Source organism: Sinorhizobium psoraleae (assembly GCF_013283645.1).
Classification (GTDB): domain Bacteria; phylum Pseudomonadota; class Alphaproteobacteria; order Rhizobiales; family Rhizobiaceae; genus Sinorhizobium; species Sinorhizobium psoraleae.
On record NZ_JABEKV010000004.1, the window covers coordinates 174,588 to 191,691 of the forward strand.

Consider the following 17,104-nt stretch of genomic DNA (forward strand, 5'->3'; position numbering starts at 1 on the left):
ATGACAGTGCCGCTGGAATACCGGCAGGCCTCTGCCGATTTCGACCGGTTCATTCTGGACGTGCGCGATATTGCCGGTCTTCAGACCACCAATCAGGCCTATACCATGGTGCAGGCGGTTTTGCAGACTTTCCGGCGGCGTCTCGATGTTCCCGACGCGCTGCTTTTCGCAAATGCCTTGCCGCCGGTGCTTCGGGCGATCTTTGTCGCCGACTGGGACCTGGAAGAGCCGCAGATGCCCTTCGCCGGCCGCTTTGCGATGACGCGCGAAGTGCAATCGCTCCGCCCCGATCACAACCTTTCTCCGGATACCGCAATTGCCGATGTTGCGGCAGCGTTGCGTCGAAACGTGGACGAAGCGGTACTTGACCGCGTGCTGGCGCGGCTGCCGGCAGGCGCAGCCGATTTCTGGCGCGCCTGAGTTCGGGGTCGGCGGATGAAGAATTATGTGGCCTTGCTCTACAGCATCATCCTTGGGGAAAAGCGGCGTGTTGTCATGACCGACCTGCGGGCCATGGCCGAGCGTCTCGGCTATCTCGGACCGCGCACCCTTGTCTCCACGGGCAATATCGTGTTCGACGCGCCCGACAAGCCTCTTGCCGACATTGAGGCCGAACTGGAAGCGGCATTTGCCGCCACGTTCGGGCGGCACGTCGACATTATCGCGCGGGTTGGCGAGGATTGGCGGAAGCTTGCCGCCGGTAACCCGTTTCCCGCCGAAAGCGAGGCAGATCCGACGCGTGTCCATGTTCGGGTGATGCGCTCACCACTTCGCCCCGAGGTGCTCGAAATGTTCCGCGGCCATTGTTCCCGGGGTGAGCGTATGGAAATCGTCGGCGGCGACCTCTGGGTGGATTTCGCCGGAAAGGCCAGCGAATCGAAGCTGCTTGGCACCCTGACCACCAAGCGCCTGGGCGTCGGTACGTTCCGCAACTGGAACACCGTGCGCGGTCTGCGCGAGATGGTGACCGGTTGACCGCTGCATGTTTCCTTAAATCGTATCCGGTTTAAGCAAAAAACGTGCGGCCATTCAAAGTGCTACAGCGTCCTTTGCGCGTCTGATAAGACGCGCGGCGCTGTAGGCCGCTCCTTTACTCGACCGTCAAAAACATTTATCAGGCGCGCGTCAATAATCGGCGGCTGCAGTCATGCAGAAGTCGGCAACCACACCACCCGCATTCGTTGGCGGGACTGGATAGGAGATCATGATGTCGCATACCGTTTCCCTTACATTTCCTGATGGCTCCGTTCGCGAATTTGCTGCCGGAACGACCGGTCGCGATGTGGCGGAGTCGATTTCGAAGTCGCTTGTGAAGAAGGCTGTCGCGATCGCGCTCGATGGCGAGCTGCGCGACCTTTCGGACGCCGTGACCGATGGACGCATCGAGATCGTCACGCGCGAAGACAAGCGTTCGCTTGAGCTTATCCGCCACGACGCGGCCCACGTCATGGCCGAGGCCGTCCAGGAACTGTGGCCGGGAACGCAGGTGACCATCGGTCCGGTTATCGACAACGGCTTCTACTACGACTTCGCCAAGAACGAGCCCTTCACGCCCGACGACCTGCCGGTCATCGAGAAGAAGATGAAGGAGATCATCGCGCGCAATAAACCCTTCACCAAGGAGATCTGGGCGCGCGAGAAGGCGAAGGAGGTTTTTGCCGCCAAGGGCGAGAACTACAAGGTCGAACTCGTTGATGCGATCCCTGAAGGCCAGGACCTGAAGATCTACTATCAGGGTGACTGGTTCGATCTCTGCCGCGGGCCGCACATGGCCTCGACGGGCCAGATTGGCACGGCCTTCAAGCTGATGAAGGTGGCCGGCGCCTACTGGCGCGGCGACAGCAACAATCCGATGCTAACGCGCATCTACGGCACCGCGTGGCACACGCAGGAAGAACTGGATCAATATCTCCATGTGCTTGCCGAAGCCGAAAAACGCGACCATCGCCGTCTCGGCCGCGAGATGGACCTCTTCCATTTCCAGGAGGAGGGCCCTGGCGTCGTCTTCTGGCACGGCAAGGGCTGGCGCATGTTCCAGACGCTGGTCGCCTATATGCGCCGGCGACTGGCCAACACCTATCAGGAAGTCAACGCGCCGCAGGTACTGGACAAGTCGCTCTGGGAAACCTCGGGCCACTGGGGCTGGTATCGCGACAACATGTTCAAGGTGACTGTCGCCGGCGAAGAGACGGATGACGATCGCGTCTTTGCGCTGAAGCCGATGAACTGCCCGGGTCACATCCAAATCTTCAAGCACGGCCTGAAGTCCTACCGTGAATTGCCGGTTCGGCTCGCCGAGTTCGGCAACGTGCACCGTTACGAGCCGTCGGGCGCGCTTCACGGTCTGATGCGCGTGCGCGGCTTCACGCAGGATGACGCGCATGTCTTCTGCACGGATGAGCAGATGGCGGCCGAATGCCTGCGCATCAACGACCTCATCCTGTCGGTCTACGAGGATTTCGGTTTCAAGGAAATCGTCGTCAAGCTGTCGACGCGGCCGGAGAAGCGCGTCGGCTCCGACGCGCTCTGGGACCGCGCCGAGGCCGTGATGACGGAGGTGCTGAAGACGATCGAGACGCAGTCCGAAGGCCGCATCAAGACCGGTATCCTGCCGGGCGAGGGTGCCTTCTACGGTCCGAAGTTCGAATATACGCTGAAGGACGCCATCGGCCGCGAATGGCAGTGCGGTACAACGCAAGTCGATTTCAACCTGCCGGAGCGCTTCGGCGCCTTCTACATCGACAAGGACTCCGAAAAGCGCCAGCCGGTGATGATCCACCGTGCCATTTGCGGTTCCATGGAACGCTTCCTCGGCATCCTGATCGAGAACTTTGCCGGTCACATGCCGCTCTGGATCTCGCCGCTGCAGGTGGTAGTCGCCACGATTACCTCCGAGGCCGACGACTACGGTCGCGAGGTTGCCGCGCTTCTGCGTGAGGCGGGGCTCACCGTCGAAACGGACTTCCGCAACGAGAAGATCAACTACAAGGTCCGCGAACATTCGGTGACGAAGGTGCCCGTAATCGTCGTGTGCGGCAAGCGCGAGGCGGAGGAGCGTTCGGTCAACATCCGTCGTCTGGGCTCGCAGGCGCAGACGGCGATGTCGCTTGATGAGGCGATCGCATCGCTCTCGGCAGAGGCGATGGCGCCGGACCTCAAGCGCAAGGCGGAAAAGAAAGCCCGGGGCTAGCGCTCCGGGACTTTCGTCCTGTCAGAAAACTGTAATGTTCCGGGACTATCCGGATCTGAAGGCGCCGCCCAGAACGGGCGGGCAGGTGTGAAGCGGTCTTCTGTGCAGTTCAAAGAATTGTCCTATGCGAACGAGAACGACCGGCGCCTGAAGCGCTGGTTCATTCGCTCCGTTGAGGGCCTGTCCGGCCGCAACCGCTACGCCAAGCTCTATGCCCGCTGGCGCGCCGACATCGTCGGCAAGAGCGACCGCGTCTTCGGCGAAATGTTGCAATTGATCGACGTGCGCATGCGTGTCCAGGGAGAATGGCCGCCGCGCGATCTGCCCGAGACACCGCTCGTTATCGTCGCCAATCATCCCTTCGGCATCGGCGATGGCATCGCAATTCTTTCGCTTGCGGAGCAACTCGGCCGTCCGTTCCGGGTACTGATCCACAACGAGCTCCTCAAGGTGCCGGAGATCGCACCCTATTCGCTTCCCGTTTCCTTCGATGAGACAAAGGAAGCATTGGCGCTCAATATGGCGACGCGCCACGAGGCGGTGCGGCTTCTGAAGGAGGGGGTCACGATCGTCGTTTTCCCCGCCGGCGGCGTTGCGACGGCGAAAAGAGGCTTCGGCAAGGCCGAGGATCTGCCATGGAAAATGTTCCCGGCGCGACTGATCCAGTCTGCCCGGGCAAGCGTCATCCCAATCTACTTCGAGGGGCAGAACGGGCCGCTGTTTCATCTCGCCAGCAAGGTGTCGCTGACGCTGAGGATTTCATTGCTGATCCGCGAATTCCGACGGCTATCAGGCACAACGATTGCCGCTCGCATCGGCCGTGTTCTTGCCTGGGAAGAATTGCGCGTTCATGGCGACCGCAAGGATCTGCTTGCCCGTATTTATGACGCAGTGTTCTCGATGGCTCCACCGCATCGTCGGCTTCTCAAGCGTATCCGGTGACGTGACGACAGGAGGCTCCCGTAGGGAGCGGGAGCGCAATCGTTCGCGTCAGTCCTGTGCTTCCGCGTTCGCGGCCGTATTGGCCGCGTCGTTCCCGTTTAGCAGCACTTCCACGTCGGTGTTGACGCCCGCCTTCACGGCAAAATCGCGCTGATAGATCTTGTCCTTGTTGCGCGCCACGGCCGTATATCCGCCTTCGGCGAGTACGAGCGTCGGGAAGGCACCGACGCTTTCGCTGACGACATCGCCCGAGGAGGTGAGGATCGACCAGGCCGTGTCGGCGATCGCTTCGCCGCCCGCTTCCGAGACGAGCTTCAAAGTCAGTTTCGCCGCGCGGTGCTGGATCGTCGCTTCGGTCAATTTTCCTGCTTCCACCTGAATGTCGGCGCGGATCACGGCGTTGACCGAGCCGTAATCGGAGACGACGTGATAGGTTCCGGCATTGAGCCGGATCACCGTGTTAGGCTTGACGTCGGCGATGATCAGGGCGCGCTCGCCATCTTCCTTCACGTCGGAGGAGAAGATCGAAAAACTGAGTTCGTTCGGCGGGATGCGCACGTCGCTGCCGGAAACGGCATTAAGCGTGACGCCACCGGCATCGAGCACCAGCACCTGCTTGTCGAGGCTGCCTTGCTCGGGCACGCGAATCTTGCGCGTGGCGCCGGCTCGGCCGAACGCGACATTGACGAAGTACTCGCCGGGCACCAGGTTGAAGGCTGTCGAACCACCCTCGGACGTGGCGAGCAACGGCAGCTTTCCGTCGCTGCCGGGGATCGGGCTGAAGACCCGCCAAGTCAGGCCCGATTCGACCGGCTTTCCCTTTGCCGTCAACAAAGCCTCGAGCTTGACGTCCTTGATTTCTCCGCCCTGGGTCGGATCGGAAATCAGCGGGTTGAAGCTTGTGAGCTTCGGCATTTTCCGGGTGCCGGAAATCGACGGGAAGCTCTTGAAAGCGTCGGTCGGATCTTCTGCAAGCGCATATCCTGCACCGACACTGACGAGCATGATCGCCAAGACGGTACTCGGAAAAATACGAGGACGGATGCGCATGAGAACAGTTGACTTCCTGACTGGGTGACTCCACTTGAGACGCCGGTATGGCATTTTCGTGGCTGCCGGTCCGGCGGCAAATTAATGGAATTCAGACAATATGAAAACCGAAATAAAGCTTGTCGATTATCTCGCCTCGCGCAGGTCCATTCCCGCCTTCCAGATGGGGCCTCCCGGCCCGAGCAAGGCCGAGGTCGAGGAAATGCTGACGCTCGCGTCGCGCGTGCCGGACCACGGCAAGCTCGCACCCTGGCGCTTCATCGTCTATCGCGGCGAGGAGAGGGCGCGCATCAGCACTGAGTTGAAGAAGATGGCCCTTGCCGCGAGACCCGAGCTTCCTGAGGACCTGATCAAGGTGGAAGAGACGCGTCTGACGCGCGCACCGGTCGTTGTCGCCGTGGTCAGCAAGGCCGCGCCGCACTTCAAGATCCCCGAGTGGGAACAGGTGATGTCCGCGGGGGCCGTCTGCCTCAACCTGCTGATGGCCGCGAATGCACTTGGCTATGCTTCCAACTGGCTCACCGAATGGTTCGCCTTCGACGAGAGGGCCTATCCTCTGCTCGGTGTCGGGCCGGGCGAAAGGGTTGCCGGGTTCATTCACATCGGCACTGCCATGGTGCCGCCGACCGAACGCCCCCGGCCGGAACTCGCCGAAATCGTCACCTGGGTCGGAGAAGAGACCTGATGTTCTACGACACGGCCGCGAACCGGCATGGCCTGCCACACGATCCCTTCAAGGCCATCGTGTCGCCGCGGCCGATCGGCTGGGTCGGCACGCGGGCCGCAGGTGGCTCGCAAAACCTCGCGCCCTATTCCTTCTTCAACGCGATCAGCGACCACCCGAAGCTCGTGATGTTCTCCTCGAGCGGCTACAAGGATTCGGTGCGCAATATCGAGGAGACCGGCGAGTTCACCGCAAGCTTTGCCAGCCGCAACTTGAGTGCCGCCGTCAATTTGACCTCGGTTGCTGCACCACATGGTGAAAGCGAGTTCGAAGTCGCGGGGTTGATGCCGGTCGAAGGCACCCTTGTCAAGGCACCATTCGTCGGCGAGGCTTTCGCGGCGCTCGAATGCCGCATGACCGAAATATTCCGCCCCAAGGGTCTCGATGGCGTGGTTTCCGAGAGCTATGTCGTCTTCGGTGAGGTCGTGGGCATTCATATCCGCGATGAAGCGATCCGCGATGGCCGTTTCGACGCGGCGACCGTCAGACCGCTCGCCCGACTGGGTTACATGGACTATTGCGATGGCGGCGACGTCTTCGAGATGGTACGGCCCAGGCGCTGAAGCCGGATTCCGACCCTATCGCTGAGCGCCCGCTGTGGGACGAGACGATAGCGAAGCCGACGTATCGAGTAGAGCGACCTGTTGCGGCTGCACGACCACCGCCGAAAAGCCGTTCCTCGTGCTCGTCGCGCAATATCGTTTGACGGCAGCGTCGTCGAGCGCATGAGCCGGCAGCACGTCATAGGCGGCAATTCCTGCCTCCCGCGCCCTGAGCACGGCCGCTGCACGGCCAACAACAATGACGGACGCCGTGTCAGTTTCCCCCGTCGGCTCGCGGCAACCGGTCGCTTCGGCAAGTGCTGATGCGCTGAAGATCAATCCCGTCAGGCGCCGCGAAGCGCCCGCGAGCGAGTGAGGCGACAAAACGCTTTGCGGCGTCGTCGCATATTCCGCAAGAATCGCCGTGCCCTCGGCTGCGATTCCGGCGTTTGCTTCCGCAACTCTAAGCAACACATCCAGATTCTGGATATCCGCAGGCCCGCGACATCCGGCAAGGACCACACCATCAATCCCCGACGCAAGGAGCGAATCGAGAGCCGCCTCGGTGATGGTCTCGATCGGCCCGATCCTCGCAAGACGAAGCAAAGATGCACTTTTAGGTGCAGCGGCTCCGGCTACCTGGTGTATTCCGTTGTCGCCTGTCGCGTCGACAACGATGGCTTGAACCGCGTTCAGGATGCCCGGCTCAGGAAGCGATGCGGTTGCCGGCAGATAGAGGAGCGGCTTGATGGTTTGCTGGCGGTTAACAGACATGGTGAACCAATCTTAAACCTTTGGCCGCTAGGCTCCGAACATTGGGGCTGTTCGGTGTCTAGTGGGGCATAGGTGATCATACAAGCATTTCTTCGCTGGGTAGAAACGGCGAGAACGAGCGATCGCGTCCGCGCCGCAAGCGCGCTGGGCCGCGCCTATGTCGAAGCGGAGATGAACGGGATCGACCGGCGCGCCGCCGAAATGGCCATGACCTTTCTGCTCGACGATCCTTCTCCGAAGGTGCGGTGTTCTTTGATCGAGGCGCTAGCGGATTGCTCGACGGTTCCACGCGCGATCGTCATGGCGCTCGCGGAAGACCAGCCCGAGATCGCCTACGTCGCCATTTCCCGTTCGCCCGTATTGACGGATGAAGACCTCGTCGATCTGGCGGCGCGGGGAACGGCAGAGACTCGCGCGCTGATCGCGGCCCGCAGCGCGGTGTCCCGCGCGGTCGCGGCAGCCATCGCGGAGATCGGCGGCGAGGACGAGGTGTTGATCCTGCTCGAGAACGAGGGTGCAACGCTGTCGCGCTGGTCGTTGAAAAGGATCGCCAACCGTCTTGGCAATGCGCCGGCGGTGCGCGATCGGTTGCTGTCGCGCGATGACCTCCCGAGCGAGGCCCGCCATGAGTTGGTCGAGAAGGTCGGCGCTGCGCTCGCGATTTGCGGACTTGTGCAGGCGGTGATCGGTGAAGGGCGCGTGCAGCGCGTCGCGCGAGAGGCCTGCGACACGGCTGCCCTTGCAATCATCGAGGCCGCTTCGCAAAAGGAGTTGCCTGACCTTGCCACCCATTTGCGCGAGGCAGGCCGCCTGACGCCGGCCTTCCTCCTCAACGCGCTCTGCAGCGGTCGAACAGAATTCTTCTCGGCCGCGATCGTCGATCTCTCAGGTGTCGCGGAAAAGCGCGTTCGCGCGATCCTTTCAGGTGGCCGCGTCCATCCGATCCGCGCACTGTTCGAAAGTGCCGGGCTCGGTCGCGACGTGAGCGAAGCCTTTGCGGAGGCCGTGCTTCTCTGGCGAAAGGACATCGGCGCGGGTGCCGATGGTGCGCCGCAATCAGTCGCCGCGGCTCTCCTTGCGCACATTCGCCGCCAGCCTAAGCCTTCCGAAGCCTTGAGCGCGATGGCGGAGCTCGTGGAACGCCTGGCTTTCGCCGAGCAACGGAAAACTGCTCGAAACTATGCACTGGTGGCCGCGCGCCAAGCTGCCTGAGCAGTTCGTTGCGCTTGTGGCTCGATCCGATGCTGGCAGGGGTACCGGTCAGTCGCCGAAACGACGTGCGACCCACGAGTAGCCATCCTCGATATAGTGGACGGGTGCGCTGACGATCGCCTTTAGCTTCTCCCGATCCGGGACAGCACCGCTGAGCAAGGCCAGGGCTCGCTTCGGCATGCCCGGCTTCGCTTCATCCGGTTGCGGCTGCGGTTGCGCTGTTGTTTGCAGCGGCTCTGCTGTCGTCTGCTGCGGAGCGGCGGCGACATTCGGTTGAGGGGCGGTGGATGCCATCATGTCCGGCCCCGAGGTTTCGCATACGGCAACGACGACAGGATAGTTCTTGTCCGAAAACCTGGGGAGTTCCTGCTCAGATTCCGCGTCGCAATGGGTAATCGACTGCCAACTGCCATTGACGGTCGAGATATAGTGGCACTGGCTGACATTGTCGTCGCAGCCGAGGATCGTCATGACGATGAGGGCGGCTTTCATGGTCTCTCCGGTGTTTGAGCAGGCAGCGGGCGCATAGTCTGGCAGTTGTTATGACGGACCGATTCTTTCGGGAGTAGGGCAAACTTGTTGCGACGGCAAAAAGAATTGTTTCCGCTTGTTACCCGTTTTGAAATCCGCGATCCGCAATCCTGCGCCATTTGTCGTATTGGTCCGGTTGAAATGCGGCGCTATCCATTGTGCTGCAAAGCTTCTGTCGAGGAACTGAAATTGAACGCTGTCACCATTGCCGAGGAAAGCCCCCGCCAGCCGGCCGTCGTGCGTCTGCTCGAATTGTCCGATGCCTACGCGGCGTCGCTTTACCCGGCAGAGAGCAACCACCTTGTCGATCTCTCCACGCTGGAAAAGTCGACCGTTTCCTTTTTCGTCGCGCGGCGCGACGGTGAAATCGTCGGTTGCTGCGCGCTCGTGGAAGCGGGCGACGGCACGGCGGAAATCAAGCGGATGTTCGTCGACCCCGAGGTGAGGGGCCTGAAGATCGGCAAGCACCTTCTTGCAGCTCTCGAAGCCAAGGCAGAAACGCGCGGGCTTGCGGCAATCCGGCTGGAAACGGGCATTTATCAGCCGGAGGCGATCGGCCTCTACAAGGCATTCGGCTATGAGGAGCGCCCGCCCTTCGGGAGCTACCTGCCCGATCCGCTGAGCCTCTTCATGGAAAAGTCGGTCCGGCAGGCTGCCTGAGCGCGAAAGGCGCGCGTCGCCCTTCCGCTCAGATGTCCAGGTTGTCGGCGAAAACCGCGCGTTCCTGGATGAAGCGGAAACGGGCGTCGGCCTTGGTTCCCATCAGATTGTCGACGGCCTCGCGCGTACCCTCGAAATCGACGTCGTCGATCTCGACCTTGAGCAGCGTCCGGTTTGCCGGATTCATGGTCGTTTCCTTGAGCTGTGCCGGCAACATCTCGCCGAGACCCTTGAACCGCCCGATTTCAACCTTGCCGCGGCCGTTGAACTCCGTGCGCATCAGCTCCTCGCGATGCGCATCGTCGCGCGCATAGAACGTCTTCGAGCCTTGACTGAGGCGATAGAGCGGGGGGACCGCGAGGTAGAGATGACCGCCGCGGATGAGTTCCGGCATCTCCTGATAGAAGAAGGTGATGAGCAGTGACGCGATGTGGGCTCCGTCGACGTCGGCGTCGGTCATGATGATGACGCGCTCGTAGCGCAGGTCCTCTTCGCGATATTTCGACCGCGTGCCGCAGCCGAGCGCCTGGATCAGATCGGCGATCTGCTGGTTGGCGCTGAGCTTTTCGCGCCCCGCGCTGGCGACGTTCAGGATCTTGCCGCGCAGCGGCAGGATGGCCTGGTTCGCGCGGTTACGTGCCTGCTTCGCCGACCCGCCTGCCGAGTCGCCCTCGACGATGAAGAGTTCGGCACCTTCAGCCGTGTTCTGCGAGCAGTCGGCGAGTTTGCCCGGCAGACGCAGCTTGCGCACCGCCGTCTTGCGGTTGACTTCCTTTTCCTTGCGCCGGCGAACACGCTCTTCGGCGCGCTCGACCACCCAGTCGAGAAGCTTTGCGGCTTCCGCCGGATTGTCGGCGAGGTAGTGGTCGAAAGGATCGCGCAGGGCGTTTTCGACGATGCGCTGTGCCTCGACGGTCGCCAGCTTGTCCTTGGTCTGGCCGACGAATTCCGGCTCGCGGATGAAGACCGAGAGCATGCCGGCCGCCGAGATCATCACGTCGTCGGTAGTGATGATCGCCGCGCGCTTGTTCTGGGTCAGCTCCGCATAGTTCTTGAGCCCCTTGGTGAGCGCAATGCGGAAGCCCGCCTCATGCGTTCCGCCTTCCGGGGTCGGGATCGTGTTGCAATAGGAGTGAACCTGCTGGTCGCCGCCGTACCAGGTGACGGCCCATTCGAGCGATCCGTGGCCGCCGGACTTTTCCGATTTGCCGGCAAAGATCTCACGCGTGACGGTGAATTCCTTGCCGAGTGTTGCCGCGAGATAGTCCTTGAGGCCGCCCGGGAAATGGAAGACGGCCCTGTCCGGGATCTCCGAACCTTCCGGCAGCAGCGATGGATCGCAGGACCAGCGGATTTCGACGCCGCCGAAAAGATAGGCCTTCGAGCGGGCCATGCGGAAAAGCCGTGCCGGCTCGAAATGCGCGTGAGGGCCGAAGATCTGCGGATCCGGATGGAAGCGCACCCTGGTGCCGCGGCGGTTGTGGACATCGCCGAGTTCCTCGAGGCCGCCCTGCGGGATCCCGCGCGAAAAGCGCTGGCGGTAGAGTTTCTTGTTGCGCGCGACCTCGACCTCGAGCGAGTCCGACAGTGCGTTGACGACGGAAACGCCGACGCCGTGCAGACCGCCGGAGGTTTCGTAGGCCTTGCCGTCGAACTTGCCGCCGGCGTGCAGCACCGTCATCACCACTTCAAGCGTCGACTTGTTGGGGAATTTCGGATGGTTTTCGACCGGGATGCCACGGCCATTGTCCGTTACGGTAAGGAAGCCGTCGGCGTCGAGGCTCACTTCGATGAAATTCGCATGCCCTGCGACCGCTTCGTCCATCGAGTTGTCGATGACCTCGGCGAAGAGATGATGCAGCGCCTTCTCGTCCGTGCCGCCGATATACATGCCCGGACGGCGGCGCACAGGCTCCAGCCCCTCGAGCACTTCGATCGCCGAGGCGTCGTAGTCGCTGCCGTCGCTGGTCTTCGGGGCAGGGCGCGGTTCTTCGCTGGCCGTGGGCGGTGCCGGCTTGCGCGAAGGCGCGTTGGCTGCCGCCGGCTTCGGCTGCGGGGGCATTGCTGAAAAGAGATCGCTGCTGTCGTCCATGGGGTCGTTCAGATCGTTCCTGTCGTCTGGCTTAGCAGAGGCCCATAGCAAGAGCTGGACGCTGCCGCCATCGTTGTGTCGCGCGAATCACCCGAATTCTGCCAGAGTCTTGCGCCAAGCGCGAACAAAAGGCGAATTTCGGTATCTCGGACAGGCAGAATACCGTAAGAGCTTGGGCTGTCTGCTTCAGTGTTGCTTTGCCGACATGGCGATGGCAAGGCATGTACCGAACGAGGGAGCCCGTCGGCTGTTCATGTCCACAACTGTTTTTTCCGTCCGGCGCCTGATGGCAGGGCTTCTCTTCCCGAGCCTTCTTCTTGTCGGTCTCGCCGCCGAGGCAGCGCCCCTGAAGCCATACAGGGACGAACTGTTCGGTTATCGCAATGTGCTCGAAGAGACCGACGGTGGTGATTTCCGCGTCGTCGACTACCAGGAACTGCGCGATATCAACGAGCGCGACCAGATTCCGGAAAGGCGTGTCAAGCGGGCCTACGTTTCCCTTGGGGTCAAAAGCGCGCAGGTCAACGAGACACTCAACCTTGGCGGACGCTCGCTCAATGTCATGCGCGTCGGTCCGGATCGCGGTGCCGCATTTACGGTGATCTTCATCCATGGTCGCGGCGGCGACCGGCGTCTCGGTGCAAACGATTTTTCCTTCGGCGGCAATTTCAACCGCCTCAAGAATCTCGCCTTTGCCAATGGCGGCACCTATTATGCTCCAAGCGTGCGGTCCTTCGATGCGGCGGGCGTCGACGATATCTCGGCATTGATCCGCTTCGCCGCCGAGCGCTCCGGCGGCCGGCCCGTCGTGCTTTCCTGTGCTTCGATGGGGAGCTTCATCTGCTGGGGCGTCGCTCGCGAACAGACGGCAGTGGCGGCGCTCGGCGGCATGATGGTCATGGGTGGCGCGACCGATCCGGAATTTGTGGGAAGCGCCGCCTATAGGGCCAGGCTGCCGGTGTTTTTCAGCCACGGCAGCCGCGACAGTGTCTATCGCGCCGAGGATCAGGTGGCGCTCTATCGCACACTCAGAGCCAGAGATTATCCGGCGCGTTTCGTGCTGTTCGAGACAGGTTCGCATGGTACACCGGTTCGGATGACCGACTGGCGAGACGCCCTGAATTGGATTGCCAGCCGGTAGAGGACGTCTTGAAGCGGACCGCAACAAAGATGAACGCGTTCGAACGTTCGGGACGTATCGAGGACTGGCCGCGCCGGGCCGTGTCTCCGGACGACTATGAGGATCAGGTTGGCTCGATTGAACCGATGGCATACCTGCCGTTCGGCAACGGCCTCAGCTACGGTGACTGCTGCCGCAACAATCGCGGAACTCTTATCGACAGCGCGAGGCACAACCGCATCCTGGCATTCGATCCGGGAACGGGCCTGATCTCCTGCGAAGGCGGCGTCACGCTCCACGACATCCTTCTTCGGGCGATCCCCCACCGCTTCTTCCCGCCAGTCACGCCCGGCACCGCATTTGCGACGGTCGCCGGTGCCGTCGCCACGGACGTGCATGGCAAGAATCATCATGCCCGCGGCACCTTCGGCAATCACGTCCAACGCCTGACCCTGTTGCGGTCCAACGGCGAGCGTTTGGTTTGTTCAGTGAACGAAAACGCCGAACTCTTTGCCGCCACGATTGGCGGCATGGGGCTGACGGGACTGATCCTAACCGTCGATCTTCGGCTGATGAAGGTGCCGTCGCCGCATGTCCAGCAGCATGCAATCCGCTTCGGCAATCTCGATGAATATTTCGCTCTCGCCGAGCGCATCGATGAAGAACATGAATACTCCATCGCCTGGATCGATCAGCTTGCGACCGGGCGCCGGATGGGCCGGGGCGTCTTTCTAGCCGGCGATCATGCGGATGGATCCTGCGAATTCCCGGACATTCCCAAGAAATCGCGGTTTCCCGTACCCTTCTCCCTGCCGTTCAATCCCCTGAACACGATTACACTGAGAACTCTGAACGAATACCGCTTTCGTCGGGAAAGGGCCGTCGAGACCGTTTCGACGATGAAATGGACCTCCTACTTCTATCCGCAGGATGCGATCGGCGACTGGAATCGGCTCTATGGTCCGAGAGGACCGTGCCAGCATCAAAGCGTCTATCCCACCGAGAATGCACCGGAGATCACCGCGCGACTATTGGAGACGGCGCGCCGCGCCGGGCATGCTTCCGTTCAGACGGTGCTAAGGCGCTTTGGCGACATTGTCCCTCGCGGCCTTCTTTCCTTCGCACGGCCGGGTTTTGCTTTGACTTTGGATTTTGCCGATCAGGGTGACGCAACGGCGAAGTTACTGGATGCCCTCGACCGCATCGTCATGGACGCTGGAGGCTCTGTAAATCCATGCAACGACACTCGCATGAGCCCGGAAATCTTCGAAGCGTCGTTCCCCTCATGGGAAAGACTCGAAAAGCTGCGCGATCCGGCTATGGTTTCTGACTTCTGGCGGCGCACCGCACTGGCCTTGAAAAGATAAGGGCAGGGCGGCCTTCATCTCCTTTGCCCGATTATTCTCATGTCGAACTCGACCACATTGGAATAGATCGGCGTGCCGACGTCCATGCCATAGGGTGAACGGCGGATGCTGCCACGGATGGTGAAGGAGATCGAGCGCCTGTTCCAATCGATGAGCGTAACCGCAAAGCGCTCCTTGCGTGTCTTGCCGCGTGCCGTCAGCGCACCTTCGATCGTTGCAGTGGCAGGCCCCGTTTGCCTGACGCGGGTCGAACGGAAGGTCACGGTTTGAAAGTTTGCCGCATCGAAAACAGCACTGGAACGCAGGAAATCCTCCACCCGCCGCTCGCTCGCCCTCACGCTTTCCGGGTAAAGCGTGAACTCGACGGAGGAGCGCTCGATATTGCCGCCATCGATACGGAAGCCGCCGGAGAACTTGGCGAATCTGCCGGCGATGCCGCCACCGCCGCCAACCTGCCCAACGCTGAACCGGATGCTCGAAGAACTGGCGATACGGTAGCTTCCGGCGGCGTCCGCAAGTGCCGGTGCCTGGGCGTTTGCCGCTGATGTTGAGAATATGAAGGCGATGTACACCGTCGCTTTTACCGCCGAATTGATCGTAACCGTCATCGATCATTTCCTCTCTACAGCCGCGTCGTCGCGCTTTCGCGCGCTGGTGCCGCCCGAGCCCGCGCCAACTGGGCGAACTCCCGGGCGGAGCATTCGTGTAAGCACCTCGTCACCTCGCTTGAAATGGTGGAAGAGCGCCGCAGCAGCGTGGATCGCGACTAGGGCCAGCGTCACATAGGCAAGCAGCGCATGGGCGAAGGTCCAGAAATTTTCCGAAGTCTCCGATCTCGCCAGCGGCAGATGCGGAATGACGATCATGTTGAAAAAGAAGCTCGGAATGTTCAGCGTCGACGCAGAGGCGACCGCCCAACCGGCAAACGGCACGACGATCGCAAGGACGATCAGAGTGTCATGTGTCAGGCGAGCGGCCTTGCGTTCGAGCGGGCTGACGCTCGCGGGCGGCGATGGGGTTCGTTCGACGAGCCACCAGATCGCACGGATGAGGGCAAGCCCGAGCGCGGCGAAGCCGAACGATTTGTGCCATTGATAGAGCGCGAACTGTAGCGCCGGATCGATCCCGGTGCGTCGCATGATGAAGCCGAGCAAAAGCAACCCGAGGATCAGCAATCCAATCGTCCAATGCAGCACGATTGTCACCAATCCGAATCGGGTCTCGCTGTTGCGCAACATCGCAACCTCCGGGCATCCAGGTCGCAATTCTTTCTGCCGGCCGGTGCACCGCATGAGACGCATGACGCCCCGTTTTTATTCGTTGGCGATGCCGCAAAATCGGTTCGCGACAGTGCGGCAAAGGCGCGCCGAACACTTCGGGGCAGCAGAGAATATGTCTCCGGCCGGGTGCGGGATCGTCGGCAGTACCGGATTATTCCGGACGAAGCGCTTTTTTTTGCCCCCGCGATTTGCTAGGCCGCTAGCCGGAAAAGAGACCCGACCCGGAGGAATTTCATGACGCCCGATATCCGCCCGCTCGTTGCCGGAAACTGGAAGATGAATGGAACACGTGCCTCGCTCGACCAGATCAAGGCGATGGCCGAGGGCGTCAAGGGCGGTCTGTCCGAAAAGGTGGAAACGCTGATCTGCCCGCCGGCAACATTGCTCTACGTCGCCACCGCCCTTTGCGACGACAGTCCACTGATGATCGGCGGGCAGGATTGCCACCAGAAACAGTCCGGCGCCCACACGGGAGACGTCTCGGCCGAGATGATCGCCGACTGCTTCGGCACCCATGTCATCGTCGGTCATTCCGAACGCCGCACCGACCACGCCGAGAGTGACGCGCTGGTGCGCGCCAAGACGGAAGCCGCTCATGCCGCCGGCCTCGTTGCCATCGTCTGCATCGGCGAAACCGGCGATGAGCGCAAGGGCGGCAAGACGCTCGATGTCCTGAAGCGCCAGCTCGTAGAAAGCCTGCCGGATGGCGCGACCGCGGAGAACACGGTGATTGCCTACGAGCCTGTCTGGGCGATCGGCACCGGCCTCACACCGACAGCATCGGACGTAGAGGAGGCGCATGCTTTCATGCGCAGCGAACTGGTCTCGCGCTTCGCGGCTGCAGGCGGCAAGATGCGCATTCTCTATGGCGGCTCCGTCAAGCCCGGGAATGCCAAGGAACTGATGGGCGTCGCAAACGTGGACGGTGCCCTGATCGGCGGCGCAAGCTTGAAAGCGGAAGACTTCCTCGCCATCTACGGGGCATATAAAGAATTGACAGCCTGATTGTTCCTCCGCGCGGGCGGGGGGTTGGAATAGCCGGCGGCTTGGTATAAAGAGGCGCCAACTTGCGCCCGGCCATGTGTTTCGCGCCGGGTTTGATTCGTGTGCCCAAGAGGGCAGGACTGGAAGCTGATGCAGACCGTACTACTCGTCATCTATCTCATGGTCGTCGTCGCCCTCATCGGCGTCGTCCTCATTCAGCGTTCCGAAGGTGGCGGTCTCGGCATCGGCGGTGGCTCGGGCTTCATGTCCGCCCGCGGTACGGCCAACGCGCTGACCCGCACGACAGCCGTTCTCGCCTTCCTCTTCTTCGGTCTGGCGCTCGCGATGGGCATTCTCTCCCGCTACGAGCCGCAGGCGACCGACATTCTCGATCGCATCCCGGGCACGAGCTCGAGCGGCGGTGGCGTGCTCGACTCGCTCGGCGGCGGTGAGACTCCTCCGGCTGGCGGAAACGCCCAGCAGCCGCCTGCCGGCAACGGCACCAACAACGCTGCGCCGGCCGGCGGTGCGCCCGCCACGGGTCAGGCACCCGCAGGTGCCGCACCCTCGACCGAAACGCCGGCCAACGGCAATACGGGATCGCAAGTTCCGAGCGGCCAGTAAGGTCGCAAATCA

The 17,104-nt window shown here is 61.8% G+C and carries 18 protein-coding genes; 12 read left to right on the forward strand and 6 right to left on the reverse strand.

The genetic code is table 11. The features are described from left to right. The 4 genes from ILFOPFJJ_RS21820 to ILFOPFJJ_RS21835 all read left to right on the forward strand — a co-directional run bounded on the left by ILFOPFJJ_RS21820 (position 1) and on the right by ILFOPFJJ_RS21835 (position 4,132). Positions 1–420, forward strand: a complete 420-nt coding sequence (locus tag ILFOPFJJ_RS21820; protein ID WP_173513317.1) for a DUF2267 domain-containing protein — start codon at positions 1–3, stop codon at positions 418–420. A 15-nt stretch (positions 421–435) separates the two neighbouring features. Next, complete coding sequence (locus ILFOPFJJ_RS21825; RefSeq protein ID WP_173512661.1) at positions 436–975, forward strand: DUF1697 domain-containing protein; 540 nt, start codon at positions 436–438, stop codon at positions 973–975. A gap of 232 nt (positions 976–1,207) precedes the next feature. Beyond that, positions 1,208–3,190 (forward strand): threonine--tRNA ligase, encoded by a 1,983-nt coding sequence (thrS, locus tag ILFOPFJJ_RS21830; protein ID WP_173512662.1) that lies wholly within the window; start codon positions 1,208–1,210, stop codon positions 3,188–3,190. 102 nt (positions 3,191–3,292) lie between these two features. Next, the gene (locus tag ILFOPFJJ_RS21835; RefSeq protein WP_173513318.1) at positions 3,293–4,132 is read left to right on the forward strand and encodes a lysophospholipid acyltransferase family protein; all 840 of its coding nucleotides are present in this window, start codon (positions 3,293–3,295) and stop codon (positions 4,130–4,132) included. Between the two features lie 48 nt (positions 4,133–4,180). Here the strand turns inward: ILFOPFJJ_RS21835 and ILFOPFJJ_RS21840 are convergent, their stop codons facing one another. Beyond that, positions 4,181–5,182 carry an RgsD C-terminal domain-containing protein gene (locus ILFOPFJJ_RS21840; RefSeq protein WP_173512663.1) on the reverse strand — a complete coding sequence of 334 codons (1,002 nt, stop codon included), beginning with the start codon at positions 5,180–5,182 and terminating at the stop codon, positions 4,181–4,183. Between the two features lie 100 nt (positions 5,183–5,282). Here ILFOPFJJ_RS21840 and ILFOPFJJ_RS21845 point away from each other — a divergent pair, with 100 nt between their 5' ends. Further along, positions 5,283–5,867 carry a nitroreductase family protein gene (locus ILFOPFJJ_RS21845; RefSeq protein ID WP_173512664.1) on the forward strand — a complete coding sequence of 195 codons (585 nt, stop codon included), beginning with the start codon at positions 5,283–5,285 and terminating at the stop codon, positions 5,865–5,867. Next, complete coding sequence (locus ILFOPFJJ_RS21850) at positions 5,867–6,469, forward strand: flavin reductase family protein (protein WP_173512665.1); 603 nt, start codon at positions 5,867–5,869, stop codon at positions 6,467–6,469. The genes ILFOPFJJ_RS21845 and ILFOPFJJ_RS21850 overlap by 1 nt, the downstream gene beginning before the upstream one ends. Before the next feature lie 15 nt (positions 6,470–6,484). Here the strand turns inward: ILFOPFJJ_RS21850 and ILFOPFJJ_RS21855 are convergent, their stop codons facing one another. Next, positions 6,485–7,222, reverse strand: a complete 738-nt coding sequence (locus ILFOPFJJ_RS21855; RefSeq protein WP_173512666.1) for an aldolase/citrate lyase family protein — start codon at positions 7,220–7,222, stop codon at positions 6,485–6,487. Positions 7,223–7,294: 72 nt separating this feature from the next. Between ILFOPFJJ_RS21855 and ILFOPFJJ_RS21860 the strand changes: the two genes are divergently transcribed. Beyond that, a complete protein-coding gene (locus ILFOPFJJ_RS21860) occupies positions 7,295–8,434 on the forward strand; it encodes a DUF2336 domain-containing protein (protein WP_173512667.1) in 1,140 nt (379 codons plus the stop codon). Positions 8,435–8,482: 48 nt separating this feature from the next. Here the strand turns inward: ILFOPFJJ_RS21860 and ILFOPFJJ_RS21865 are convergent, their stop codons facing one another. Continuing rightward, positions 8,483–8,926: a hypothetical protein gene (locus ILFOPFJJ_RS21865; RefSeq protein ID WP_173512668.1), complete on the reverse strand. Its 444-nt coding sequence runs from the start codon at positions 8,924–8,926 to the stop codon at positions 8,483–8,485. Positions 8,927–9,154: 228 nt separating this feature from the next. On the opposite strand from ILFOPFJJ_RS21865, the gene ILFOPFJJ_RS21870 reads away from it, so the two are divergent. Continuing rightward, the gene (locus tag ILFOPFJJ_RS21870) at positions 9,155–9,625 is read left to right on the forward strand and encodes a GNAT family N-acetyltransferase (protein WP_173512669.1); all 471 of its coding nucleotides are present in this window, start codon (positions 9,155–9,157) and stop codon (positions 9,623–9,625) included. A 28-nt stretch (positions 9,626–9,653) separates the two neighbouring features. Here ILFOPFJJ_RS21870 and parE read toward each other — a convergent pair whose 3' ends face one another. Continuing rightward, the gene (gene parE / locus ILFOPFJJ_RS21875; RefSeq protein ID WP_173512670.1) at positions 9,654–11,717 is read right to left on the reverse strand and encodes a DNA topoisomerase IV subunit B; all 2,064 of its coding nucleotides are present in this window, start codon (positions 11,715–11,717) and stop codon (positions 9,654–9,656) included. Between the two features lie 211 nt (positions 11,718–11,928). On the opposite strand from parE, the gene ILFOPFJJ_RS21880 reads away from it, so the two are divergent. Then, positions 11,929–12,858 carry an alpha/beta hydrolase gene (locus ILFOPFJJ_RS21880; protein ID WP_173512671.1) on the forward strand — a complete coding sequence of 310 codons (930 nt, stop codon included), beginning with the start codon at positions 11,929–11,931 and terminating at the stop codon, positions 12,856–12,858. Positions 12,859–12,887: 29 nt separating this feature from the next. Further along, the gene (locus ILFOPFJJ_RS21885; RefSeq protein ID WP_173512672.1) at positions 12,888–14,204 is read left to right on the forward strand and encodes an FAD-binding oxidoreductase; all 1,317 of its coding nucleotides are present in this window, start codon (positions 12,888–12,890) and stop codon (positions 14,202–14,204) included. A 14-nt stretch (positions 14,205–14,218) separates the two neighbouring features. Here ILFOPFJJ_RS21885 and ILFOPFJJ_RS21890 read toward each other — a convergent pair whose 3' ends face one another. Both ILFOPFJJ_RS21890 and ILFOPFJJ_RS21895 read right to left on the reverse strand, forming a co-directional pair. Next, positions 14,219–14,812, reverse strand: coding sequence for a YceI family protein (locus ILFOPFJJ_RS21890; RefSeq protein ID WP_173512673.1), 594 nt, complete (start codon positions 14,810–14,812; stop codon positions 14,219–14,221). Between the two features lie 3 nt (positions 14,813–14,815). Further along, positions 14,816–15,442 (reverse strand): cytochrome b, encoded by a 627-nt coding sequence (locus tag ILFOPFJJ_RS21895; RefSeq protein ID WP_173512674.1) that lies wholly within the window; start codon positions 15,440–15,442, stop codon positions 14,816–14,818. 276 nt (positions 15,443–15,718) lie between these two features. Here ILFOPFJJ_RS21895 and tpiA point away from each other — a divergent pair, with 276 nt between their 5' ends. Both tpiA and secG read left to right on the forward strand, forming a co-directional pair. Continuing rightward, entirely contained in the window at positions 15,719–16,489 is a 771-nt protein-coding gene (tpiA, locus tag ILFOPFJJ_RS21900; RefSeq protein ID WP_173512675.1) for a triose-phosphate isomerase, read from the forward strand. Positions 16,490–16,618: 129 nt separating this feature from the next. Continuing rightward, a complete protein-coding gene (secG, locus tag ILFOPFJJ_RS21905) occupies positions 16,619–17,092 on the forward strand; it encodes a preprotein translocase subunit SecG (RefSeq protein WP_173512676.1) in 474 nt (157 codons plus the stop codon). Positions 17,093–17,104 lie beyond the last annotated feature (12 nt).